The sequence below is a fragment of the Acetobacter orleanensis genome, from assembly GCF_001581005.1.
GTDB lineage: Bacteria > Pseudomonadota > Alphaproteobacteria > Acetobacterales > Acetobacteraceae > Acetobacter > Acetobacter orleanensis.
Genome location: NZ_LHZV01000067.1, coordinates 291,352 through 315,005, shown reverse-complemented (window position 1 = coordinate 315,005; position 23,654 = coordinate 291,352). Strand labels below are relative to the sequence as shown.

General features: G+C 58.6%; 16 protein-coding genes and 1 pseudogene. 14 read left to right on the top strand and 3 right to left on the bottom strand.

Annotated features, from left to right (window positions below; genetic code table 11):
* Positions 1-33: 33 nt before the first annotated feature.
* Together AD949_RS13280 and bcp are read left to right on the top strand one after the other, a co-directional pair.
* A complete protein-coding gene (locus tag AD949_RS13280; protein ID WP_082064627.1) occupies positions 34-3,150 on the top strand; it encodes a bifunctional [glutamine synthetase] adenylyltransferase/[glutamine synthetase]-adenylyl-L-tyrosine phosphorylase in 3,117 nt (1,038 codons plus the stop codon).
* A gap of 56 nt (positions 3,151-3,206) precedes the next feature.
* On the top strand, positions 3,207-3,704 hold the full coding sequence (gene bcp / locus AD949_RS13275; RefSeq protein WP_048835276.1) for a thioredoxin-dependent thiol peroxidase: 498 nt from the start codon (positions 3,207-3,209) through the stop codon (positions 3,702-3,704).
* A 48-nt stretch (positions 3,705-3,752) separates the two neighbouring features.
* On the opposite strand, the gene AD949_RS13270 is transcribed toward bcp, so the two are convergent.
* The 3 genes from AD949_RS13270 to AD949_RS13260 all read right to left on the bottom strand — a co-directional run bounded on the left by AD949_RS13270 (position 3,753) and on the right by AD949_RS13260 (position 6,917).
* Entirely contained in the window at positions 3,753-4,163 is a 411-nt protein-coding gene (locus AD949_RS13270) for a hypothetical protein (RefSeq protein WP_048835329.1), read from the bottom strand.
* A gap of 128 nt (positions 4,164-4,291) precedes the next feature.
* Positions 4,292-5,554 (bottom strand): MFS transporter, encoded by a 1,263-nt coding sequence (locus AD949_RS13265; RefSeq protein WP_048835330.1) that lies wholly within the window; start codon positions 5,552-5,554, stop codon positions 4,292-4,294.
* A 73-nt stretch (positions 5,555-5,627) separates the two neighbouring features.
* Entirely contained in the window at positions 5,628-6,917 is a 1,290-nt protein-coding gene (locus AD949_RS13260) for a dicarboxylate/amino acid:cation symporter (protein ID WP_048835277.1), read from the bottom strand.
* Positions 6,918-7,094: 177 nt separating this feature from the next.
* Here AD949_RS13260 and AD949_RS13255 point away from each other — a divergent pair, with 177 nt between their 5' ends.
* The 12 genes and pseudogenes from AD949_RS13255 (at position 7,095) to rpoB (ending at position 23,623) form a co-directional block, all read left to right on the top strand.
* Positions 7,095-8,378 carry a DNA recombination protein RmuC gene (locus AD949_RS13255; protein ID WP_048835278.1) on the top strand — a complete coding sequence of 428 codons (1,284 nt, stop codon included), beginning with the start codon at positions 7,095-7,097 and terminating at the stop codon, positions 8,376-8,378.
* Positions 8,375-9,118 (top strand): response regulator transcription factor, encoded by a 744-nt coding sequence (locus tag AD949_RS13250; RefSeq protein WP_048835331.1) that lies wholly within the window; start codon positions 8,375-8,377, stop codon positions 9,116-9,118. Before AD949_RS13255 ends, AD949_RS13250 begins: the two co-directional genes overlap by 4 nt.
* The gene (locus AD949_RS13245) at positions 9,105-10,475 is read left to right on the top strand and encodes a sensor histidine kinase (protein WP_082064628.1); all 1,371 of its coding nucleotides are present in this window, start codon (positions 9,105-9,107) and stop codon (positions 10,473-10,475) included. Before AD949_RS13250 ends, AD949_RS13245 begins: the two co-directional genes overlap by 14 nt.
* A gap of 116 nt (positions 10,476-10,591) precedes the next feature.
* Positions 10,592-13,761, top strand: a pseudogene (locus AD949_RS13240) (efflux RND transporter permease subunit).
* On the top strand, positions 13,758-15,077 hold the full coding sequence (locus tag AD949_RS13235) for an efflux RND transporter periplasmic adaptor subunit (RefSeq protein WP_048835280.1): 1,320 nt from the start codon (positions 13,758-13,760) through the stop codon (positions 15,075-15,077). The pseudogene AD949_RS13240 and the gene AD949_RS13235 overlap by 4 nt, the downstream one beginning before the upstream one ends.
* A gap of 74 nt (positions 15,078-15,151) precedes the next feature.
* Positions 15,152-16,702 (top strand): efflux transporter outer membrane subunit, encoded by a 1,551-nt coding sequence (locus AD949_RS13230; RefSeq protein WP_244463312.1) that lies wholly within the window; start codon positions 15,152-15,154, stop codon positions 16,700-16,702.
* Between the two features lie 105 nt (positions 16,703-16,807).
* Positions 16,808-17,239 (top strand): 50S ribosomal protein L11, encoded by a 432-nt coding sequence (rplK, locus tag AD949_RS13225; RefSeq protein WP_048835282.1) that lies wholly within the window; start codon positions 16,808-16,810, stop codon positions 17,237-17,239.
* A gap of 4 nt (positions 17,240-17,243) precedes the next feature.
* The gene (gene rplA, locus AD949_RS13220) at positions 17,244-17,936 is read left to right on the top strand and encodes a 50S ribosomal protein L1 (protein WP_048835283.1); all 693 of its coding nucleotides are present in this window, start codon (positions 17,244-17,246) and stop codon (positions 17,934-17,936) included.
* A gap of 99 nt (positions 17,937-18,035) precedes the next feature.
* Positions 18,036-18,170 carry a hypothetical protein gene (locus AD949_RS14655; RefSeq protein WP_257007521.1) on the top strand — a complete coding sequence of 45 codons (135 nt, stop codon included), beginning with the start codon at positions 18,036-18,038 and terminating at the stop codon, positions 18,168-18,170.
* Positions 18,171-18,223: 53 nt separating this feature from the next.
* A complete protein-coding gene (rplJ, locus tag AD949_RS13215) occupies positions 18,224-18,748 on the top strand; it encodes a 50S ribosomal protein L10 (RefSeq protein WP_048834593.1) in 525 nt (174 codons plus the stop codon).
* 98 nt (positions 18,749-18,846) lie between these two features.
* Positions 18,847-19,221, top strand: a complete 375-nt coding sequence (rplL, locus tag AD949_RS13210) for a 50S ribosomal protein L7/L12 (protein WP_048834594.1) — start codon at positions 18,847-18,849, stop codon at positions 19,219-19,221.
* A gap of 229 nt (positions 19,222-19,450) precedes the next feature.
* Positions 19,451-23,623, top strand: a complete 4,173-nt coding sequence (gene rpoB / locus AD949_RS13205) for a DNA-directed RNA polymerase subunit beta (protein WP_048834595.1) — start codon at positions 19,451-19,453, stop codon at positions 23,621-23,623.
* The last annotated feature ends 31 nt before the right edge of the window (positions 23,624-23,654 follow it).

Genomic DNA, 23,654 nt, shown 5'->3' with positions numbered 1-23,654 from the left:
CAACCCTTTGCGTTCCATAAGAATGGTCAGGTTATGACGGCAGCTTTTTCTTCTTATTTTCGGGATGTCCGCGCTCCAAGAGGAGCCGCCACGCGCGTGTGGCCGGATGCCAGTTGGCCCGCTCCGGCGGATACGCAGGCCGCTACCCATTTTGCAGAGGATATGGCTGCGGCCCTGCGTGAAGCCGGAGGGCAGGACGATGTGCTGAACCTGCTCGGTGCTGCGGGGCTGGTAGCCTGTCTGGGCGGAAACAGCCCGTTTCTGTCTGATCTGGCGCGGCAGGATCCGGCTTTTTTTGCAGCGCTGGCGCGGGGTGGACCGGAACCGTGTGCGAAGGACGTGTTTGCAGCATTCGCCGGGTTTGACATCACATCGGGGCGAGAGTGTGTTGCCCGCTTCCTGCGGCAGGCAAAAAAACGCACAGCCCTGATATGCGCTGTGGCGGACCTTGGCGGTTTCTGGCCGCTGGAGGAGGTGACGCAAACGCTCAGCCGGCTGGCCGATGCGGCGCTGGAGGTGGCGGTCAGGCATTTGTTATGGAGTGCTCATCAGGCTGGCCAGCTTCAGTTGCGAGACCTCCAACGCCCGACGCATGCCAGTGGTTTTGTTGTGCTGGCAATGGGAAAGCTTGGGGCACGGGAACTGAATTTCTCCTCGGATATAGACCTGATGGTGCTGTACGACCCATCCGCGCAGACCCAGCCTGACGCCGTGCGGCGCGTCTTCATTCGTATGACTAGCGATCTTGTGGGTCTTATGGAAGCGCGGGATGCGGATGGCTATGTTTTCAGGACAGATTTGCGCCTGCGGCCTGACCCGTCTTCCACCCCACCGGCTGTCTCCGTGCAGGCGGCAATCCAGTATTATGAAAGTCTGGGGCAGACATGGGAACGCGCCGCCATGATCAAGGCGCGACCTGTGGCGGGTGATATTACTCTGGGTCGGAAATTTCTGGCGGCCATCCGTCCATTTGTCTGGCGCAGACACCTCGATTTTGCACTGATTGACGATATTCATGACATGAAGGCCCGTATCGACCGCTATCGCAAGGCCGGGCGGACAGGGCTTGCTGACCTGCCCGACGCCGTGCTGGCGGACCCTGCGGCCAGTCGGGACTGGCTGCTTGGCCATAACGTCAAGCTGGGGCAGGGCGGTATTCGGGAAATCGAATTTCTGGCGCAGGCCATGCAGCTTGTCTGGGGCGGGCGCGTGCCCGCGCTGCGGGACCGCACGACATTTGGCGCGCTGAAAAAACTGGTGGGTTCCGCCTATCTCCCGCGGGAGGAAGCCGAAGTGCTGGCCCGTACTTACAGATTTCTGCGTGATGCGGAGCACAGGCTGCAAATGCGCGCGGACCACCAGACGCACGATCTGCCAGACCGTGCGGAGGCGTTTGATGCCTTTGCCGTATTCATGAACTATACGGATGGCGAGGCACTGGCGTTGGACATGCTGCCGCGCATGCGGGAAGCCCGGCGTATTTTTGAGCGACATTTTGTCTCCTCGCAGGCCAGCGCGCCGGAGCAGGATACAACCCTTCTGGCGGTCGCGCCGGATGATGAACAATCGCCCCTTCTGCTAGAACGCCTCGGTTTCCCTGCCAGTCAGACGGAAGAGGCCGTGCAGGTTTTAGCCCGTTGGCAGACCGGCAGCCTGCGGGCGCTACGGTCCGAGCGGGCGCGGGCGCTGCTGCGAACATTGTTGCCCGCCTTGCTGGCCAGTTTTGCCGCCCGCAGTAACCCGTTGGCCTGCCTGCGGCGGTTTGAGGCGTTGCTGGCGCGGCAGCATGCCGGGGTGCAACTGCTTTCGCTGTTTGAACGCAACCCGGCTTTGATTGACCGGATTGCCGTGTTGTTTGATTCCTCGGCGTTTCTGGCAAATCATCTGGCTGATACTCCGTCCGCACTGGAAGGGCTGCTGGAACCGGAGCCGGAAGAAGGCCGTAACGTGCTGGACCGCCTGCGGCATCTGGCAACAGAGGTTGATTCAGCGGAACTGCTGGTGACAGCCCTGCGCCCGTTGCTGCGCGGGGAAGAGTTCCGTCTTTCCGTAGCCGTGCTGGAAGGGCGGCTGTCGGAGGATGAAGCAGAAAAACAGCGGACGGCGCTGGCGGATACCATCATGATCGTGCTGATGCGCGCCGTGGAGGCTGAGCACCGCAAGCGTTACGGGAGTGTGCCCGGTGGGGGCATGGCGGTTCTGGCGCTCGGTAAGGCAGGCTCTCGCGAGATGATGCCCGGCTCTGATCTGGACCTGCTGCTCGTTTTTGATCATCCAGAGGACGTTCATGCCAGCGATCTCCCCACACGCCTGCCTAAAAATTCGGACGGACTGCCGGTGCGTGCGCCTCGGTCTCTGGCGGTTTCGCAATATTACACCCGGCTGGCACATGCCTTTATTGCAGCACTGACCGCCCCCGGACCGGAGGGGCCGCTTTATGCGGTGGATATGCGGTTGCGCCCGTCTGGCGCTGCGGGTCCGGTGGCGGTGTTCCGCACAGCGTTCCTGAAATATCATGAAGACGCTGCATGGACATGGGAACGTATGGCGTTGACCCGTGCGCGCGTGATTACGGCTCCCGCAGCCCTCAAGGCCCGTTTGCAGGCGGATCTCGCACAGGTTTTGAACGGGGACCTGCGCAAGCCCCGGCCATCGGCGGAACTCTTGCTGGAGGATGCGCGGCACATGCGGGCGCGTCTGGCGCGCGATCTGCCCGCGTCCAGCCCGTGGGACATCAAGCGGCGGGCTGGCGGTTTGATGGAAGTAGAGTTTATCGCCCAGATTATGCAGCTTGTTGCTGGCACACAGGATGTCAGAAATCCCTGCACGCGGCGGGCGCTCAGCCTGCTAAGAAAGCACGGATTTCTCTCCGCGGCTGAGACAAAGCTGCTGCTGGAGGCGGATGCTGTCTGGCGACAGATGCAGTGTTTGCTGCGCCTGCTGTGCGGGCCTGTGCCGCCCGTTGATTTGGAACGGGAACTGGCTCCCGGCGCGTTGAAAATTCTGTTGCGTGTGATGGGCGAGGCCAACCTAGCAGACCTGATGATCCATACGAACGCTCTGGCTCAGGCTGTAAGGCAGATTTTTGAAGTGCGGGTTGGGACTGTTGACGGCGGAGAACGCTCCGGCCCCTCAGCAGTTTCATTATGAAGGCGGTGCAGGCTGCGTCTTCATTCTCGTTGTTTTTGTAAGGAAGGAACTGGACCATGACTGATACGAAAAACACCACACACCCAGAGTTGAAGGAAGGCGAATCCGCCCCAGATTTCCACATGGAGGCCAGTGGGGCGCGCACGGTCAGTCTTGCAGGCCTGAAGAGTAAACCATTTGTGTTGTATTTCTACCCCAAGGCGGACACCCCCGGTTGCACGAAAGAGGCTTGCGGGTTTAGTGAGGCGCTTGAGCAGTTTGAAGGGGTAGGGCTGACCGTCATCGGTGTCTCGCGTGACCCGGTTAAAAAGCTCGATAAATTTGCCGAGAAATATGACCTGACATTCCCGCTGGCGTCAGATGAGGCCGGGGTTGTGACGGAAGCCTATGGCGTGTGGGTTGAAAAATCCCTGTATGGCAAAATCCATATGGGGATTGACCGCACCACATTCCTGATTGGCGCGGACGGCAAAATTGCGCACATCTGGAAGAAGGTCAAAGTGCCCGGCCATGTAGAAGCCGTGCTGGATGCCGCGAAGGCTCTGCGCACGTAACGCAGAGCCTTCGGTTTCGGCGCAAAGAGAGAAATGGTCCGGCTGGGGTCACCAGCCGGAATAATACCCACCGGGAGCGTAATAGCCCGGCGCAACCGGTGCCACGGGCACAACAGGCATGACCGGCACCGCATAGCCCATGGGCGGTGGAGGCGGGGGCGGAGGGGGCGCGTAAGCAATAGGCGGTCCACCACCCCCAAGTGCCGCACCAGCCAGCGCGCCGACAGCCAAGCCGCCAATGAGCGCGCCCGCAATGGCCCCGCCGCCGGGGCCACGGTGCCAGTATCTGCGCGGGCCACCACCCCAGTATCCACGCGGCGGAGGCGGGCCGCCCCAGCCGGGTCCACCCCACCCCGGACGGCCCCAGCCACCCGGATGCGCCTCTGCAGCGGGCAGTGTGGTCAGCGTTGTCCCTGCGATGAGGGGAAGAGCGAGAAGAAGTTTTGTCATACGGCGCATCATGTGCCTCCTCGAAACGACCGGGGGAAGCACCGAAGTGTTCCCTCCTGAAGGCATAGTAACGGACCGCCTCATGGCAATTTCAAGGCCGCTTTCCGGGCGATTTGTGTCCGCCCGGAAAAGGAACATCAGCTCTCATCAATCCGTGTGGTTTTCGGGAGTGTCAGCACGGTCAGCAGCGTGACGAGAGCGCAGGCGGAAACGTAATAGGCAAACCAGCCTTCATGCCCGGCCTGTTTGCACCATAGTGCGATATATTCCGTCGTGCCGCCAAAAACAGAGACCGTCACGGCATAAGGGAGTGCGACGCCCAGCGCGCGGATGCGGGTGGGGAAGAGTTCCGCTTTCACCACCGCGTTAATGGATGTGTAGCCGGACGCAATAAACAGCGCGCCTGTAATCAGCGCAAAAGCTGCCCATGGGGAGTGAACACCTGACAGCACTGTCAGCAGAGGCACAGTGCCCAGCGTGGCGCAAATGCCAAAATAGAGCAGCAGCGGGCGGCGACCAATACGGTCAGACAACGCGCCAAATGCAGGTTGTATGGCAGCAAAAACAAACAGACTGGCTGAGGAGACCAGCGTTGCGGTCTCTTTTGGAAAACCAACGGTGTTGGCAAGATATTTCTGCATATAAATTGTGTAGGTATAGAAAATGACGGTGCCGCCCAGCGTCATGCCGCACACGGTCAGCACGGCGCGGGGATATTGCAAAAGAGTGCGCACCCCTCCTTTTTCTTTTTGCTGAGCGGATTTTTCAAAACGCTCGCTTTCCTGCATATGCCGCCGGAGCCAGAAGATCAGCAAAGCCCCGAGCGCTCCGATAAAGAAGGGTACGCGCCAGCCCCATGTTGCAATCTGTTCCGGTGTGAGCAGCACATATTGCATGAGGAGCAGAAGAACGAGGGCGAGGAGCTGCCCCATCACCAGTGTGACATAGAGAAAACCAGACCAGAAACCGCGATGGCCAGCGGAGGCCATTTCCGCCAGATAGGTGGCGGAGGCCCCATATTCCCCACCCAGACTGAGGCCCTGCACCAGTCGGGCCAAAAGCAGAATGGCGGGTGCTAAAAGCCCGATCTGCTCATAGGTTGGGCAGACAGCAATGGCCAGTGAGCCAACACACATGGCGGTAACGGAATAGGTCAGGGCCGTGCGGCGGCCATAACGGTCTGCCGCCATACCAAGCAGCCAGCCGCCAACCGGGCGCATAAAAAATCCGACCGCAAAAATTGCAGCGGCATTCAGCAGTTCTGCTGTCTGGTTTCCGTGTGGGAAGAACGCGTGTGCGAAATAGATGGCAAAGGAGGAATAGACATACCAGTCGTAATATTCCAGCAGGTTTCCAGCAGACCCTGCCAGAATGCCACGAAGGCGCTGCGCCGTTGTTATTCCGGTTTTCATGTCGCACAGTCTCGCATCGGGTAAGGGGCTTTTAAAGGCGCAAAAAAGAAGAAGGGATTGCTCAGGCGTGTGTTTTATCGTTTAGCGCGGCGTGGAGCTGCTCTGTATCCAGTGCATTTTCCCATCGGGAAATAACGAGAGCAGCCACGGCATTCCCCACAAGATTGGTCAGAGAGCGACACTCTGACATAAAGCGGTCAATGCCCAGAATAAGGGCCATTCCAGCTACGGGGACGCTGGGAACAACGGAAAGCGTTGCAGCCAGCGTAATAAAGCCAGCTCCGGTTACGCCCGCGGCACCCTTGGAACTCACCATGGCCACCAGCAGCAGGGCAAGCTGTTCCCCAAGGCCTAGATGCACGTCCGTTGCCTGAGCGATAAACAGGGCGGCAAGTGTCATATAAATGTTGGTGCCGTCCAGATTGAAGGAATAGCCCATCGGCACGACAAGCCCGACAATACCCTGAGGGCAGCCGGCTTTTTCCAGTTTGGAAATCAGGCCCGGTAGGGCGGATTCCGAAGAACTGGTGCCGAGCACAATCAGCAATTCTTCCTTGATGTAGGCCAGCAGGCGGAAAATACTGAAGCCCATCATCCGCGTGACCAGCCCGAGAACGCCGCAGATAAACAGAATGGCGGTCAGGTAAAACGCCAGCACCAGTTCAAACAGGTGGCCAATGGACGCCACGCCAAATTTACCAACCGTAAAGGCCATGGCCCCAAACGCACCAATAGGGGCGACATACATCACCAGACGCACCACGCCGAAGACCAGTTCTGTCAGGCTGCGGAAGAGAGACAGCACTTTCTGGCCGCTCTCGCCCATCTGCGCGAGGCTGACACCAAATAGAATGGCAATCAGCAGAACCTGCAAAATTTCACCCGATGTAAAAGCCCCGGCGGTGGTGTTGGGGATGATCCCCATCAGGAATTCGGTAAAGGAGTGGTTGTGGGCTGCGTTCACAAAGGTTGTGACAGAGCCGGTATCGAGAGAGGCCGGTTTGATATGCAGCCCGGCACCGGGGCGCGCGATATTGGCCACCAGCATACCAATAATGAGCGCCAGCGTGGAAAAGCACAGGAAATAGATCATGGCTTTTCCGGCCACGCGGCCTGTCTGTTTAAGGTCGGCCATGCCCGCAATGCCAGTACAGACAGTCAAGAAAATAACTGGTGCGATGACCATTTTGATGAGTTTGACAAACCCATCCCCCAGCGGACGGAGGGCCGCGCCAAGAGTGGGGAAGAAATAGCCTACGAGGATGCCTGCTATAACGGCAATTACCACCTGAATATAGAACAGGTGCGCGCGGGAGGATCGGGCGGGGGCGGAGTGGGTCAAGTCAGGCATGGCCAAGAGGGTATGTCCCCTGTTTGTTCTAATTATTCTTGTCAACGCCGAAGCCGCGCGGCAAACCTTGGGTGCTGTTGCAGACAGGCTTTTCGTTGCTGAGGCCTCGTAACGTCTTGTGAAGCAAGCTCAGCACGAACCGGCCTCCCTGCCGAGAGAAAATGAGACAGATCACGAATGGATGATGGAATAATGCTGGCTGTTGTGGCTTTGGGGGCACTTGCACTTGGAGCCGCACTGGTCTGGTTTTTGACGGTAAACGGGCGCAAAGGGCCGGGCGGCGCGGATACAGACCTGCTGGCCCGGCTCTATGTGCTGATGGAGCAGGAAACCGCTGCCGCTCGCACAGAGGCGGCGCATCAGAGAACCCATCTGGCGGAAATGGAACGCGTCATGACGGGGCGGATTGAGCAGGTGCGCACGGAACTGGCCGAGCGTCTGGCAGGCATGGCGGGCAGCATGGGGCGGGAGCAGGCGGAAGTGCGGGCCGCCCAAGCCGAGGCACTGCGCGAGATGGCGGAAGCCTCCGCCCGCCAGCTTTCCGCCATTCGCGTAGCGGTGACGGACCAGTTGCATGAGGCCGTGGAGCGGCAGATGCAGACGTCTTTCCAGCGTGTGCTGGAGCAGTTCAGCGCCATGCAGACAGCCATGGGAGAAGTCCGCGCCATGACCGCACAGATCAGCGACCTCAAGCGGCTGTTCGGCAATGTGAAGACCCGTGGTGGCTGGGGGGAAGCCCAGCTTAAGGCCATTCTGGATGACGTTTTGCCCGAAGGGTCTTACGACTCGAATGTGCGGCTGGGGCCGGGGAATGATGTGGTGGAATTTGCTATTCGCATGCCCGTGCGCGCCAGCACACCGCCGGTCCTGCCGGTGGATAGCAAGTTTCCGACCGAGGCGTATGAGCGCCTGCTGAACGCGGTGGATGAGGGGGATGCGGCGGCGGAAAAAGCAGCCCGTAAGTCTCTTGAAAGCACGCTGCGGCTGGAAGCACGAAAAATTGCGACCAAGTATATTCACCCACCCCGCACGGTGGAATTTGCCGTTCTGTACCTGCCCACGGACGGGCTTTATGCGGAAGCTGCGCGCATTCCCGGCCTGATTGATGAAATTGGCCGTACCTGCCGGGTGATGATCATGGGACCGGCCCTGATGCCCGCCCTGTTGCGCACGGTCCATCTAGGGTACGTCACGCTCGCGCTGGAAGAGCGGACGGAAACCATTGCCCGTCTGTTGGGCGCCACCCGTCAGGAAATGATCCGTATGGATAGCGTGCTGGAAAAACTGGCACGGAACGCACAGGCCATGTCCACGTCTATTGAGGAAGCGCGCAGGCGCACCCGTGTTGTCAGTCGTCGCCTGAGGGAGTTGGATGCGCCGGAGACGGAAGAGATGGCGCTTAATCCTGAAATGGAATTTACTGGCCCTGACACGGAGAACACAGCATCAGGACAGTCATGACGGAAGAAACAGCACTCAATACAGATCCGGATACGGTACAGCCCGTCGAGCCCGGCCAGTCCAGAGGCGTCGTGCTGCTGATCGAGGATGACAGCGCCATTGCCGAGGAAATTGTGGGCGAACTGATGGCCCACGGTTTTGAAGTCCGGCATGAGGAAACGGGGGATGCCGGCCTAACGGCGGCTCTACTGGGTGAAGCGCATGTCATGGTGGTGGACCGCCTGCTGCCGGGTATGGACGGGCTGAGCGTGATCGAGGCCGTGCGTCAGCGCGGTATCCGCACGCCCGTGCTTGTGCTCTCGGCGCTGTCCGCCGTGGATGATCGCGTCACGGGTCTGAAAGCGGGGGGGGATGATTATCTGACCAAGCCCTTCGCGATGGAAGAACTGATGGCGCGGGTCGAGGCACTGCTGCGTCGCCCGGATGATACGCGCAACACCACGCTGCGTGTCGGCCCATTGTCCATGGATCTAATCGAGCGCCGTGTGTGGCGGGACGGGCGGGAGATTGAACTCCTGCCGCGTGAATTTCGCCTGCTGGAATATCTCATGCGCAGGCCCGGACAGGTGCTGACGCGCTCCATGATGTTGGAAGATGTTTGGCAGTATCGCTTTATTCCGCGCACCAATCTGGTGGACGTGCATATCGGCAAGCTGCGGCGGAAAGTGGATGCACCCGGAGAAGACCCGCTGATCCGCAGCATTCGTGGCACAGGATTTCTGCTGCGTGTTCCTGACTGAACTTTTCCGCACCGCGACCTTCCGCCTGACACTGGCTGCTCTGGCGGCCATGGCGGGGGTGATGGTGATGCAGTTCGCGCTGGTTTACACCCAGATGGAAGCCGTGGAATCCCGCCGCTCAACTGAACTGCTGCGCGGCGAGGCACGTCTGCTGTCGCAGATGACGCCAGAGCATCTGGAATATGTCGTCCGTAAACGCGCCACGGATGACTTGCGGCTGGTTATCAGCAGCGCTGGGCTGTTTGACGCCAGCCACGCCCTGATTACTGGAGACCTGCACTCATGGCCCAAAGGGCTGGTGGCGGACGGTAAGCCGCATAATATCGAAATCTATCCCGAGGAAGGGGCGGCCTATCCGCTGCGGTTGCTGGCGGAAACCCTGCCGGATGGCACCATTCTGGTGCTGGGGCGGAGTTTCCACTTGCTGGCCGAGCAAAAGCTGATGCTGCGGCACGCAACACTGGTTGCGGCGGTGCCCACGCTACTGTTCGCCCTGCTGCTGGGCATGGTGCTGAGCCGCCGCGCCCTGTTCCGGGTGAAGGAAATGCATGAGGCTATTGACCTCATCATGGCTGGGGACATTCATGAACGTCTGCCCGCAGGGAAGGAGCGCGATGATCTGGAGCGTCTGGCAGGCAGCGTAAACCGCATGCTGGACAGGCTGGAACGGCTGATGGACGGGATGCGGGAGGTGGGGAACGACATCGCGCATGACCTTCGCACACCGCTCTCCCGCGTGCGGGCCAAGCTGGAGCGTGCGCTGACTTCCGGTGGAGAGCGCGAGGCGCTGGAAGAGGCTGTTAGCAGGGCCGTGGATAACCTTGACCAGTGCCTTGGGATTATCACCGCGCTGCTGCGCATTGCGGAACTGGAAAGCAGCCGCCGCCGCGCCGGGTTTGAGACGGTCAATCTGAATGACCTCGGGGCTGACGTGGTCGATCTCTATGAGCCGATTGCGGAAACGGAGGGGGTGACGCTGGTCATGGACCCCACCGCCGTGCCCATCAGTCTGGAAGGGGATAGGCATCTGCTGATCGAACTTCTGGTCAATCTGGTGGATAACGCCATCAAATTTACGCCGGAGGGCGGGCAGATCACGGTCACTGTCCGTCGTCAGGAGGGCGCGGTCTGCCTGATGGTGACAGATAACGGGATTGGCATTGTGCCCGAAGAGCGCGGGGCCGTGCTCTCCCGGTTCTATCGCTCGGATAAAAGCCGCCATGTTCCGGGCAGCGGGCTGGGGCTCAGCCTTGTTTCGGCCATTGCGCATCTACATGACGCCACGGTGCAGATTGATGCCGGGCCGGATGGGCGTGGCACACGCTTCAGTATTATATTTCTGTTACAGAATCCTTGAAAAACCAAGATTAAACGCATTTTTATTGGCGCTCTGAGGGGATGTCTGTATCTCAGTTCGTATGAGCGATTTATCTGGATGCTGGCGTTTAGGCGTGTCGGCAGGGGCTGGCACGTATGAATGAGATTGTCGTAACGGCGCTTAAAAAGCCGTATACCTTTGTGGTGCTCTCCATTCTGATTCTGGTGTTTGGCATCAGGGGCGTTTTCACAACCCCGACTGACGTCTTCCCCAGTATCAAGATTCCGGTGGTGGCGGTTGTCTGGAACTATACCGGTCTGATGCCGGAAGACATGTCCGGCCGCATGATCTATTACTACGAGCGTGCGCTGACCGCGACCGTGAACAATATCGAGCATATTGAAAGCCAGTCCTATTACGGGCGCGGGATTGTCAAAATCTTCTTCCAGCCCGGCACGGATACCTCTGTCGCGCAGACGCAGATCACTTCGGTCTCCCAGACTGTCATCAAGCAGATGCCCACGGGCGCCACGCCGCCGCTAGTGCTGGCCTATAATGCCTCCTCTGTGCCGGTCATCACGTTGCAGGTCTCCTCGACCTCCATGACGGCCTCACAGATCTACGATATGTCGTCCAACCTGATCCGGCCTGCGCTGGTCTCCGTCGCAGGGGCGGCCATCCCGAACCCTTACGGCGGGATGCCCGGCAACGTGATGGTGGATCTGGACCCGGTCAAACTGTTGGCGCACCGGCTCTCGCCCGTTGATGTTTCCAAAGCTCTGAACAGCCAGAATATTGTGCTGCCCGCTGGTGACCAGCGGATTGGCGCGTTGGACTGGATGGTGCAGACCAACGCCTCGCCGCGGGATATGAATGACCTCAACATGCTGCCCATCAAGCAGGTGGGCAATGCCGTGGTCCGCCTGCAGGACGTGGCGTGGGTGCATCAGGGTGGACCACCCCAGACCAACCTTGTGCTGGTTAAAGGCCAGCAGGGCGTTCTGATTGTGGTCATGAAGAGCGGGGATGCTTCGACGCTGGATGTTGTGGCCGGTGTCAAGAAACTGCTGCCCGGTATCGTCAACACGCTGCCGCAGGGTGTGAGCATCAAGGTGCTGAATGATGCCTCCACCTTTGTGAAAGACTCCGTGGAGGACGTGTTGCGGGAAATGCTGACAGCCGCCTGTCTGACCGGGTTGGTGGTGCTGCTCTTCCTTGGCTCATGGCGTTCCACCGTGATTATCGCGACCTCCATTCCGCTGGCCATGCTGTGCTCCGTTATTGGGCTAGGTTGGGCCGGACAGACCATTAACGTCATGACGCTGGGCGGACTGGCTCTGGCCGTCGGTATCCTCGTGGATGATGCCACGGTGATGATCGAAAATATCGATACGCATCTTGAGATGGAAAAGGACCTTGAGACTGCGATTATCGATGCGGCCAACCAGATCGTCATCCCGACCTTCGTTTCCACGCTGTGTATCTGTATTGTGTGGATGCCGCTGTTCCAGTTGACGGGCGTGGCTGGCTGTTCATGCCGATGGCCGAAGCCATCATCTTCGCCATGATCGCCTCCTTCATCCTCTCCCGCACACTCGTGCCAACCATGGCGAAATATATGCTTGCGGCTCAGGTGGCGGCGCATGCCCATGGTCCGGTGGCGCCCAAAACCATTTTTGGCCGGTTCCAGAAAGGATTTGAACGCAAATTCGAGGCGTTCCGGCAGCGCTATCAGGAACTTCTGAAATATCTGGTGGCAACACGGAAGACATTCATTCCGGTGTTTGTTATGTGCTCTCTGGCGTCTCTGGGGCTGCTGATCTTTGTGGGGCAGGACTTCTTCCCGGAAATCAATTCCGATGCCATGGCCATTCACATGCGCGCGCCTCTGGGCACAAGGCTATCGGAAACCGGCACGGTTTCCCAGCTTGTGAATGATGAGATTGAGCGGACACTGCCGGGGCAGGTGGAAAGTATTGTCGCAAACTGCGGTCTGCCCTTCAGTTCCCTGAATCAGGCCTATATTCCGACCCCGACAGTTGGTTCGCAGGATTGTGACCTCACGGTTTCGCTGAAGGACCCGGACTCTCCTGTGGCGGAGTATCGCAAGATGATCCGCAAAAACCTGAGCGAGAAATTTCCCGGCACGCAGATTTCCTTCATGCCGGGGGATCTGACCGCCAAGATCCTGAACTTCGGTCTACCAGCCCCTATTGATGTGCAGATTTCCGGGCGTAACCTTGCGGACAATTTCCGCTTTGCCAACCGTCTGGCAGAACGTTTGCGGCACGTGACAGGGCTGACGGATGTGTCCGTCCAGCAGCCTATGACAACTCCCACGCTGCGCGTGAATACCAAGCGTACCTACGCGTTGGGCACGGGTATTACGGAAGCGGACGTTGCCAACAACATGCTGGTTTCTCTCTCTGGCAGTTCTCAGGTTGGACAGGTCTACTGGCTGGATACCAAGACGGGTGTATCGCATCTGATCGATATCCAGACCCCGGCCACGTTCCTGCAAACCATGAACGATCTGGAAACCACGCCGATAGACAAGGGTGACGGCAATCCAACGGGTCAGGCCCCGCAGATTCTGGGTGGTCTGAGCAAGATCGTGCAGACGGGCACACCCGGAGAAGTGGCGCATTACAACATCATGCCGGTGTTTGATATCTATGCCACCAATGAAGGGATTGATCTTGGCACCGTATCCCGTGAAGTCAGCCGGATTGTGGATGAAGTCCGACCGGATCTGCCGCGAGGTTCTACGCTGGCGGTGCGTGGGCAGGCCGTAACTATGAACAATGCCTATGTGCAGTTGTTGGGCGGTCTCGCCATGTCCATCCTGCTGGTTTACCTGCTGATTGTCGTGAATTTTCAGTCCTGGCTGGACCCGTTCATCATCATCACAGCTCTTCCGGGCGCATTGGCAGGGATTGCGTGGAGCCTGTTCCTGACACACACCGCGCTCTCGGTGCCTGCGCTGACTGGGGCGATCATGTGTATGGGCACCGCAACGGCCAACGCCATTCTGGTGGTGTCCTTCGCGCGGGAGCGGCTTGAAGAGCATGGAGACGCCATTGCCGCCGCGATCGAAGCGGGGTTTGAGCGTATCCGCCCCGTGCTGATGACAGCCTCCGCCATGATTGTCGGGATGCTGCCCATGTCCATCAGTAATTCTCAGAACGCGCCGCTGGGCAAAGCCGTCATGGGCGGCCTGCTGGTGGCAACAGTTGCAACCTTGCTGTTTGTGCCATGTGTTTTCGCCATGCTGCATAATCGAAAAAAGCCGACCGAGACGACGGAACAGGGAGAAGGCGCATGAGCGGGTATCATGAAGACGGTGGCCAGCCGGAGCACGCGACACAGCAGGGGGCGGCGTCTTCCCGCAAGCGGACCATAGGGATTGCAGTTGTTGCGCTGGTTGCCATTATTCTGGCGGTGGTCGGCATTGTGCAGCGGCAGGCGCATTATATGCATCTGGCTACGGAAACGCGGGAAAATGCGATTCCGGCTGTGCAGATTATCTACCCGCAACCGGGTCCGTCTGTGCGCACGCTCTCACTGCCCGCCAATATTGCCGCATGGTATCAGGCGCCCATTTACGCGCAGGTCTCCGGCTATGTGAAAATGTGGTACAAGGATTTTGGTGCTGTCGTGAAAACGGGCGACGTTCTGGCAGAAATCGACACGCCCGGACTGGACGCACAATACGCTGCCGCCAAAGCCAATCTGGATGTCGCGCAGGCCCGTTACAAACTTGCGCAGATTACCGCGCGGCGTTGGAAAGCCTTGCAAGGCACGCAGGCGGTCTCGCAGCAGGAAGTGGACGTACAGGCCGCCAATGCTGAGGCCCAGCAGGCGCAGGTGGAAGCCGCGCGGCATGATGTGGAGCGGTTTGCAGCACTCGAAGGCTTCAAGAAAATCGTGGCACCCTTTGACGGCATCGTAACATCCCGTTTTGCGGATGTGGGTGATTACGTCAACGCAGGGCGAGGCGATGTGAATTCTCAGGGGAATGCGACAGAGCTGTTCAGTGTTGCGGATGTGCACGCCATGCGCGTGTTTGTGTCGGTCCCGCAGGACTACGCGGATATCATCTCACCACGTCTGGAAGCCGAGCTGAGTGTCCCGCAGTATCCTGATCGGACCTTCAAGGCAAAATTCCTCGCCACGGCGACCGCCTTCAACGCGTCAACCCGTACGGTGACAACGGAACTGACACTGGACAACAAATCCGGTGAACTCTGGCCGAATTCCTACGCCACAGCCAAATTCAAAGCGCCGGGTGACCCGGATATGCTCATCCTGCCGGAAGGCGCCATTATTTTCCGGGCAGACGGGACACAGGTGGCGCTGGTTGATGACTCTAATCATGTGCATCTGGTGGGGGTTGCCGTCGGCACCAATCTTGGCACCACCGTGCAGATTCTGAGCGGGGTCAAAAAGACCGATCGTGTGATTAACAATCCTTCTGCCGGCCTACTGGATGGGCAGACTGTGCGGGTGGTCAAAGGCACGCCCGGCTATAATATCCCGCCTAAAAAACCTGCGGCTCCTAAGGCAGTGCAGGATAAAGACGATACGCGCGCCATGCCGGAAGATGACCGGCCAGTTCCCGAAGCTGGAGGCCGCCCATGACAGGGCGCGCCGTGACGTTGCGATTGAAGCGGAGCTATCTGGTCGGTCTTTCTGCCGGTCTTTCTCTGGCTACCATGCTTTCGGGGTGTGACATGGCCCCCCGCTATAACCCGACCAAGCTCACGTTGCCTGCACAATGGGAAGGGCAGAGCCATGGCGTGCTCCAGTCCGCCCACCCGTCGGATGACGCCATTCGACCGGACTGGTGGACCCTGCTGGGGGATGCGGACCTGAACCGGCTGGAAGAGCAGGCCATGCGCCTCAATCCCACCATTCAGGCGCAGGCGGAAGCCTTCATGCAGGCGCGGGACGTGGCGATGGAAGCAAAGTCTCACCTGTATCCGCAGCTTAATGGCGCAGCGTCGGGCGAAAAATATAAAGGCTCGCGCCACAGGCTGTGGCGTGGGGCCGGTGCGCAGGGGCCGGTTTATATGTCGTCCGAGCAGTACACGGGCACTGCGACGTGGGAGCCGGATTTCTGGTCCGCCATCCGGAACAAGGTGCGCATGGCCAAGCAGGGCACGCAGGCGGAAGCCGCTGCCTATGCATTGGCGCGTCTGAGCCTTCAGGCGGAACTGGCCAGTGATTACGTGGCGTTGCGCGGTCTGGACGCGCAGGATGCGGTCTATCGGGACTCCATTCACTATTATCAGGCAGCGGTGCAGGTCACCAAAATGCGTCTGGCGGGCGCGATTGCGCCGGGGATGGACGTCTCCCGCGCGGAAACACAGCTCTATACCACACAGGCTCAGGAAACCGAGGTACGCGCGCGGCGCGACGTGATGGAGCACGCCATTGCCGTGCTGGTCAATCAGGCTCCGGCGTCCTTCCATATCGCGCCGATATCCCAGCTGGCGTTTGCTGACGTGGAACCACCGGTGGCTCTGCCGTCCACCCTGCTGGAGAGACGTCCTGACATTGCAGAGGCCGAGCGGCGGATGGCACAGGCCAACCGGGCCATCGGGATCTCACGGGCTGCCTTCTATCCGCATGTAACCTTCAACGCCATGACAGGCTTCATGGATAACGGGTTTGACCTCGCGTCTCTCTCCAACTCCATGTACCAGTTTGGTGTTCAGGCGCTCATGCCGCTTTTTCAGGGCGGTTTGCGGCGCGCTGAACTGCAACGCAACTGGTCGCAGTATAGAGAACGGGAAGACCTGTACCGTGCCACCGTGCTGGATGCGTTTCAGGAGGTGGAAGATAATCTGACGCGCACCACCCGTCTGAAAACGGAAGCGCAGCAGCAGGGGAATGCTGTGACAGCGGCCCTGCGGACCCAGACCATGACCATGGCGCTCTACACGGGTGGCCTCACCAACTATCTGGATGCGGTTGTGGCGCAGGTGGCGGCACTGAATGCCCGTATTGCGCTCGTGCAGGTGCAGACGCGGGCCGTGGATGCGCGTGTGGAGTTGATTCGCGCGCTGGGTGGTGGTTGGTCTCGGGCAGAGCTGCCGCAGTCAGACAAGATCATGCCGTTCCATCCGCTTCAGTATGGCAATTTGCGCCATGCGGCCCCCCTTGGCGGCATCACGACAGAGGGTGATCCTGCCGCGTCTGATCTCACATCAGGCAGCGCAAATATGCGTCAGCCTCTTGACATATCTGGCGCGCACCGGTAAGCGCGCCTTTCCTATCGGAACGCGGGAGGCTCATCCTGTGCCATCACCTTGGCGCGGAGAGTCGTGAGAACCGCGGTTCGGGTTCATTAATAAGGAGTCCCGGATATGGCCAAAAAAGTTGTTGGCTACATCAAGCTTCAGATTCCCGCTGGTAAGGCGAATCCTTCGCCGCCGGTTGGTCCCGCGCTCGGTCAGCGTGGTCTGAACATCATGCAGTTCTGTAAAGAGTTCAACGCCAAGACCCAGGGTCTTGAGCCGGGTATGCCGATTCCGGTCGTCATCACCGCTTATGCGGACCGCACGTTCAGCTTCATTACCAAAACCCCGCCGAACACGTACTTCCTGCTGAAGGCTGCCAAGGTTTCCAAGGGTAGCCCCACGGTCGGCAAGTCTGCGGCTATTGGCAAGGTGACCATGGATCAGCTGCGCGAAATCGCGGAGCAGAAATTCCAGGACATGAACGCCAATGATATCGATGGTGCTGTGCGGATGCTGGTTGGCTCCGCACGCGCCATGGGTCTGACGGTGGAGGGCTGAGAGCATGGCTAAGAACAAGCGTATTGCCGCTGCACGCAGCAAGGTCACTCACGGTCACGTCTACGGGCTGGACGAAGCGCTGGCTCTGGTAAAGGGCAACGCGACCGCCAAGTTTGACGAAACGGTTGAAATCTCTCTCAATCTGGGCATTGACCCGCGTCATGCAGACCAGATGGTCCGTGGTTTCGTTTCCCTGCCGAACGGCACAGGTAAGACACTGCGCGTTGGCGTGTTTGCTCGTGGCGCAAAAGCTGAAGAAGCAACCGCTGCTGGTGCCGACGTTGTTGGTGCTGAAGACCTGATGGAAAAAGTGCAGGCTGGCGAAATCGCATTCGACCGCTGCATTGCAACCCCGGACATGATGGCTCTGGTCGGTCGTCTGGGTAAGATCCTCGGTCCGCGCGGCCTGATGCCGAACCCGAAGCTGGGCACAGTGACCATGGACGTTAAGGGTGCCATCACGGCAGCCAAGTCCGGTCAGGTTGAATACCGCGCTGAAAAAGCCGGTATCGTGCACGCTGGCATTGGTAAGGCGTCTTTTGATGAAGCAAAGCTGGCTGAAAACGCCCGCGCCTTCATTGACGCCGTGCAGAAAGCTCGTCCGTCTGGCGCAAAGGGCACGTATCTGAAAAAGATCGCTCTTTCCTCCACCATGGGCCCGGGCGTTCAGGTCGATACCTCAGCTTTCGCAGGCTGAGTTTGAAATGTTGCTGCGTCGGGCTCCAGTCTGACGCAGCGCATGACAGGAAGTGTCTTCGGGCTAACTTCCTGATCCTGTCCGAGATCACACGTGGCCTTGAGCCGTAAAAAACCGTCATGGTTTGCGCGTGTAAGACGGGGATGCTGGTTGCAGGCTGTTTTATGGCAGGCTCCGGGTATTCCGTTTGAAGGACAGGCGAGCGGATTTCACGCGCAGGTTGTGAAATCCTGAGGGCAACCCGCTTTGTTCGGCCACGGTCGGATAAAGCAAGATGGAGACGGGATTTGAACCGTACGGAAAAGCAGGCCGCTGTTGCCGCTCTTGCCGCCGTGTTCGCAGAAACGTCCATGGTTGTGGTCACCCAGAATGCTGGTCTGACCGTAGCTGATGTGACAGACCTGCGGCGCAAAGTGCGTGCAGCGGGCGCGACATACAAGGTCGCAAAAAACCGGCTGGCAACTCTCGCCCTGGATGGGACCCAGTTCGACGGCATCAAGCCGATGCTTAAAGGACCGACTGCTCTTGCATGGGCAGCTGATCCGGTAGCAGTGGCAAAGGTGATCGTCGAGTTCGCCAAAACCAATGACAAGCTTGTGCTGGTCGGGGGTTCTCTTGGTTCGCAGGTGCTTGACGCCAACGGACTGAAGGCTCTGGCCGAACTGCCGTCTCTGGATGCACTGCGCGCGCAGCTCGTGGGTCTTATCTCCACGCCCGCTACGCGTATCGCAAGTGTTGTTCAGGCACCGGCAGGGCAGCTTGCTCGGGTTTTTGGGGCCTATGCCAAAACGGGTGAGGCGGAAGCCGCCTAACGCACGCCTTCATCTGAAGACGTGTTCAAGAAATCGCACGGCCTTCCATCCGGGAGGTTGTGCTTTGCAAACCAGTGTTTATATTAGGAAGTCTAATCATGGCTGATCTTAACAAGCTCGTTGACGAACTGTCTGCTCTGACCGTTCTTGAAGCTGCTGAACTCTCCAAGCTGCTGGAAGAAAAGTGGGGCGTTTCCGCCGCTGCTCCGGTTGCTGTTGCCGCTGCTGGTCCGGCTGCTGCCGCTGCTCCGGTTGAAGAAAAGACCGAATTTGACGTCATCCTGACCAAGGCTGGCGAAAAGAAGATCAACGTCATTAAGGAAATCCGTGGCATCACGGGTCTGGGCCTGAAAGAAGCCAAGGACCTGGTTGAAGGCGCACCGAAGACCGTTAAAGAAGGCGTTAACAAAGACGAAGCCGAAAAAATCAAGAAGCTTCTTGAAGACAACGGCGCAAGCGTCGAAATTAAATAAGTCTGCCAAAATCCCGCTGCCTAACGGTGGCGGGGTTATGGAAAAGGTTTTCGGGTGGAGGTATGTTGCCTCTGCCCGTTTGCCTGTTTCGGATCCGGTTCGGAGCAGGTAGAAAAGCCGGGATTTCCCGGTATAAGGTTAAGGCCGGTTACTACAGGTCGGACCATCAGGCTCGCGGTAGAGCGCGGCGGGCCTGATGGTCCGAGACAAGGGCGGGGCAGGAGCGACGATGAACGCAATCACCAAATCGTTCACAGGACGGAAGCGGATTCGCAAGAGTTTCGGGCGGATCCCCGAAATCGCTCCGATGCCGAACCTGATTGATGTGCAGCGCGCGTCTTACGAGACGTTTCTTCAGGCGAATGTGTCGCCTGATGCGCGCACACCGACAGGTTTGCAGGAGGTTTTCCGGTCTGTTTTCCCGATTAACGACTTTGCAGGTCGTGGGCGGCTTGAATTCGTAAGCTACGAATTTGAAGAACCGAAATATGATGTTGAAGAGTGCATTCAGCGCGGGCTGACCTATTCCGCCCCGCTGAAAGTGATCCTGCGTCTCATTGTATGGGATGTGGATGAAGATACGGGCTCCCGCTCCATCCGGGATATCAAGGAGCAGCCGGTTTATATGGGCGACATGCCCCTGATGACCGACAACGGGACCTTCATTATCAACGGGACTGAACGTGTTATCGTCAGCCAGATGCACCGGTCTCCGGGTGTGTTCTTTGACCACGATAAAGGCAAGACGCACTCTTCCGGCAAGTATCTGTTTGCTGCGCGCGTCATCCCGTATCGCGGGTCATGGCTTGACTTCGAGTTTGACGCCAAAGACCTGATCTATGTGCGTATCGACCGGAAGCGTAAGCTGCCTGTCACCACGCTGCTCTATGCGCTGGAAGGTGCGGCCTCAGCTGCGGCCCGCAAGGCGAAGGTTGCTGAGGGCGGTGACGTCGATGCTCTGGATATCAAGGGGATGGATGATAATGAAATCCTCTCCTATTTCTATGACACCGTCACCTTCACCAAAACGGCTAAGGGCTGGGCCCGTCCGTTTGATGCGGATTCCTTCCGTGGCATGAAGCTGCTGGCGCCGCTGGTGGATGCGGAAACCGGGGAAGTGGTGGCTGAGGCAGAAGCCAAGCTGACCGCCCGTATGGTCCGCAAGATTGCTGAAAAAACCCGCGAAGTGCTGGTTGGTGAAATTGACCTGCTGGGGCGTTTTGTTGCCCGTGACATGGTCAATCTGGACACCGGCGAGATCTATGCGGAAGCCGGTGATGAAATCACCGAAGCAACGCTGACGACTCTTGATGAAGCGGGTGTGACGGATCTGCCGGTTCTGGCCATTGATGCCGCAAAAGGACCGTGGATCCGCAACACGCTGGTGGTGGATAAAAACAGCGCGCGTGATGAAGCGCTGATTGATATCTACCGCGTGATGCGCCCGGGTGAGCCGCCGACGGCTGAAACTGCTGACGCCATGTTCAATGGCCTGTTCTTTGATTCTGACCGCTATGACCTGTCTTCGGTCGGTCGTGTGAAGATGAACATGCGCCTTGATATTGATGTGCCGGACACCGTGCGCGTGCTGCGCAAGGAAGACATTCTGCGCACCATCAAGGTGATGTGTGAACTGAAAGACGGCCGTGGTCAGGTCGATGATATTGATAACCTTGGTAACCGCCGTGTCCGCTCGGTGGGTGAACTGATGGAAAACCAGTATCGCGTCGGTCTGCTGCGCATGGAGCGCGCCATTCGTGAGCGGATGGGGTCTGTCGATATTGATACGGTCATGCCGCATGACCTGATCAACGCGAAGCCTGCTGCTGCTGCCGTACGTGAGTTCTTCGGGTCTTCCCAGCTCAGCCAGTTTATGGATCAGACCAACCCGCTGTCTGAAGTCACGCATAAGCGTCGTCTCTCAGCGCTTGGTCCGGGTGGTCTGACCCGTGAGCGCGCAGGCTTTGAAGTCCGTGACGTTCATCCGACCCATTATGGCCGTATCTGCCCGATTGAAACGCCGGAAGGCCCAAACATCGGTCTGATCAACTCCCTGTCCACCTATGCCAAGGTGAACAAGTACGGCTTTATCGAAACGCCGTATCGTCTGGTAAAAGATGGCGTTCTTCAGCATGGCTGGAAATATCTTTCCGCCATGGAAGAAGAAAAGCTGGTGGTGGCTCAGGCTGACGCCAAGCAGGATGCCGATGGCACGCTGACGGGTGATCTGGTGTCTGTGCGTCGTGGCGGGGACTTCCGTCTCGTGCCGCCGACCGAAGTGACGGCCTGTGACGTTTCTCCCAAGCAGCTTGTTTCTGTTGCCGCAGCGCTCATCCCGTTCCTTGAGAACGATGACGCGAACCGCGCACTGATGGGCTCCAACATGCAGCGTCAGGCTGTGCCGCTGGTGCGCTCTGATGCGCCGTTGGTTGGCACAGGGATGGAAGCCGCTGTTGCCCATGACTCCGGTGCTACGATTGTGGCCCGCCGTCAGGGGATTGTGGACCAGATCGACGGTGCGCGTATCGTTGTGCGCGCCACGGATGAGAACGGGTCCACGCAGGGCGTTGATATCTACCGTCTGCGGAAATACTCCCGCTCCAACCAGTCCACCTGCATCAACCAGCGTCCGCTGGTGCATGTTGGGGATACGGTTCTCGCCGGTGATATCATTGCGGACGGTCCGTCCACGGAACTGGGTGAACTGGCTCTGGGCCGTAACACGCTTGTCGCGTTTATGCCTTGGAATGGTTACAACTTCGAAGATTCCATCCTGATCTCCGAACGTATTGCGAAAGATGACGTGTTTACCTCAATTCATATTGAGGAATTCGAAGTCATGGCGCGTGATACCAAGCTGGGTCAGGAAGAAATCACGCGCGACATCCCGAATGTGGGTGAAGAAGCACTCCGGAACCTGGACGAAGCCGGTATCGTTTACGTCGGCGCTGAAGTGAACCCCGGTGACATTCTCATCGGCAAGGTCACGCCTAAGGGCGAAAGCCCGATGACGCCGGAAGAAAAACTTCTGCGCGCCATCTTTGGTGAAAAAGCGTCCGACGTGCGTGACACGTCTCTGCGTCTGCCGCCCGGCACGACCGGCACCATTGTTGACGTCCGCGTGTTCTCACGCCGTGGCGTGGACAAGGACGAACGTGCGATGGCGATTGAACGTTCGGAAATCGAACGTCTGTCCAAGGACCGGGATGACGAGCGCGCCATTCAGGAACGCTCCTTCTACAGTCGTCTGCGTGAAAAGCTGCTGGATCAGACGTCTGGCGCTGGCTTCAAGGGTATCCGTTCTGGCACCGTGATTACGGATGAAGTTCTGGACGAACATCCGCGTGGCGCATGGCGCAACATTGTCGTCGCGTCTGATGAGGTGATGGCTGAGCTGGAAACACTGCGTCGTGAATTTGATGCCTCCGTGGCAAAAATTCAGGCCCGTTTTGAAAGCAAGGTCGAAAAGCTTCAGCGCGGTGATGAGCTGCCGCCCGGCGTGATGAAAATGGTCAAGGTCTTTGTCGCGGTGAAGCGTAAGCTGCAGCCGGGTGACAAAATGGCAGGTCGTCACGGGAACAAGGGTGTTGTCTCCCGCGTGGTGCCTGTTGAAGACATGCCCTTCCTGGAAGACGGTACGTCTGTGGACATCGTGCTGAACCCGCTGGGTGTGCCGTCCCGTATGAACGTGGGGCAGATTCTGGAAACGCATCTTGGCTGGGCCTGCGCCAACCTCGGTCGGGGAATTGGTGATCTGGTGGATGAATACCAGCGCACCGGTGAAAAGCGTCAGGAACTGCTGGATCGTCTGAAAGACGTCTACGGGCAGAATATCTATGATGACGCGATTGCGGACATGGATAACCGTGAACTGACCGAACTGTGCAACAATCTGCGCAAGGGCGTGCCGATTGCGACACCGGTGTTCGATGGGGCCTCCATCCCGGATATTGAAGCCATGCTTGAAAAAGCAGGTGTTGATAAATCTGGTCAGTCCCAGTTGATTGACGGGCGCACGGGTGAGCCGTTTGAGCGTAAGACCACGGTTGGTTACATTTACATGCTCAAACTGCATCACCTTGTTGATGACAAGATCCATGCGCGCTCCATCGGTCCGTACTCCCTTGTGACCCAGCAGCCGCTGGGTGGTAAGGCGCAGTTCGGTGGTCAGCGTTTTGGTGAAATGGAAGTCTGGGCTCTTGAAGCCTACGGTGCTGCTTATACGCTGCAGGAAATGCTGACGGTGAAATCGGATGACGTGTCCGGTCGAACCAAGGTTTATGAAGCCATCGTGCGTGAGCAGGATGACTTTGAAGCCGGTATTCCGGAAAGCTTTAACGTTCTGATCAAGGAACTGAAGTCCCTTGGCCTGAATGTTGAGCTGGAGCAGGGGGCCAAATAAGAGTGACCCCTAGCACCACCATCCGTTTTTA